This window comes from Pedobacter sp. UBA4863 (genome assembly GCF_002399615.1).
In the GTDB taxonomy this organism is placed as follows: Bacteria; Bacteroidota; Bacteroidia; order Sphingobacteriales; family Sphingobacteriaceae; genus Pedobacter.
In genome coordinates this window covers 440-1437 of the sequence record NZ_DHDZ01000043.1, presented here as the reverse complement: position 1 = coordinate 1437, position 998 = coordinate 440, and the positions used below count along the sequence as shown (strand labels likewise).

Annotated in this window: 2 protein-coding genes; both read left to right on the top strand. The window is 43.8% G+C overall.

What is annotated here, in order from left to right:
- Positions 1 to 101 precede the first annotated feature (101 nt).
- The gene (locus B3I52_RS11315) at positions 102 to 494 is read left to right on the top strand and encodes a single-stranded DNA-binding protein (protein ID WP_293301320.1); all 393 of its coding nucleotides are present in this window, start codon (positions 102 to 104) and stop codon (positions 492 to 494) included.
- 43 nt (positions 495 to 537) lie between these two features.
- Positions 538 to 998, top strand: a 461-nt coding sequence (locus tag B3I52_RS11310; RefSeq protein ID WP_293301318.1) for a DUF932 domain-containing protein, incomplete at its 3' end; no start/stop codon positions are given.

Below are 998 nucleotides of genomic sequence, written 5' to 3'. Positions count from 1 at the left end.
TTGGAAAAAATTATGCGAAGCGAGGCGAGCTACAACAAAAGCAAGTAGGAAAATAGAAAAGCGAACGTAACAAAATGTAAAACTTTTAAAACAGAACGATTATGAACATCATCGGACGACTAACAAGGGATGCGGAAGTAAGAACCCTTAACAACGACAAGCAAATAGTAAACTTTTCAGTAGCGAGCAACGAAAGCTACAGTAACAAACAGGGCGAGCGTGTAGAGCAAACGACCTATTTCGATTGTGCCTATTGGCTATCTGCAAACGTGGCAAGACTGCTGACAAAAGGCACATTGGTGGAACTCACAGGGCGAGTAAGCACAAGGGCGTGGATAGGAAAAGACGGCGAAGCACATTCGGGGCTGAACTTCCATACCTCACAAATCAAACTGCACGGAGGTAGCAAGAAAGCCGAAACCGTACAGGCTACTGCACAAGCAGAGAACAACAAGATTACAGCACAGGGAGCAGATGACGACCTCCCATTCTAACAACGAGTATTCAATCATTTTTTAACATCAAAATTTTATCAAAATGGCACATAATATCAATTTCAACGAGAGAACAGAAAAGTACAGTTTCTTTTCAGTACAGCAAAAAGCGTGGCATAACTTGGGGCAAATCGTGGAGCAATACCCTACAAGCGAGGAAGCAATCAGATACGCAGGGTTAGATTACGAAGTAGTAAAATCCCCACTGTTTACCAAAGGTTCGGGCATTATTGAAACTGCCAACGGCATAGAGATAGGTAGCACCGAATTGGAAGTACCTAACTATTTCGCCAACATACGCACCGATAACAATGCGGTACTGGGCGTAGTCGGTAAGGATTACCACATTGTACAAAATCGTGAAGCCTTTAATTTCTTTGATGCTATCGTAGGCGGTGGCGAGGGTATTCTATACGAAACCGCAGGAGCATTAGGGAACGGAGAACGCATTTTTATCACAGCGAAACTGCCCGACTATATCCGTGTAGGCAATGGCGATGATGT